Origin of the sequence: Bradyrhizobium cosmicum (assembly GCF_032290525.1) — a bacterium.
GTDB classification, from domain to species: Bacteria; Pseudomonadota; Alphaproteobacteria; order Rhizobiales; family Xanthobacteraceae; genus Bradyrhizobium; species Bradyrhizobium cosmicum_A.
On sequence record NZ_JASXTA010000116.1, the window covers coordinates 1 to 322 of the forward strand.

The 322-nt window shown below is 66.1% G+C and carries 1 protein-coding gene; it reads left to right on the forward strand.

The features are described from left to right. Positions 1-108: 108 nt before the first annotated feature. On the forward strand, positions 109-322 hold a 214-nt coding region (locus QSV46_RS39295), incomplete at its 3' end, for a transposase zinc-binding domain-containing protein (RefSeq protein ID WP_314964033.1).

Consider the following 322-nt stretch of genomic DNA (forward strand, 5'->3'; position numbering starts at 1 on the left):
GCTACACGCAGGTCGCCACCCATACGATCCGGGCGACGCAGAGCCCGCTCGACCGCCTGTCGCTCGAGGTGACGCCACCGGGATGACGACGCGTCCGGGATGCGGGTTATGGCCCGCCCCGACGTCCGTCCGCACAGACCCGCCATCGAGATTGCCGATATCTTGCGCCGGCATGGCGACGCCTATCGCCGTTTGCATGCTGGTCATCTCGGTCGGGTCGAGCGGCGCGTGATGAGTGCGATCGTTGCGTGCCGAACCGAGGCGCTCGGCGGTCACATGGAGGCTTGCGACGACTGCGGCATGACACGCATCGCTTATAATT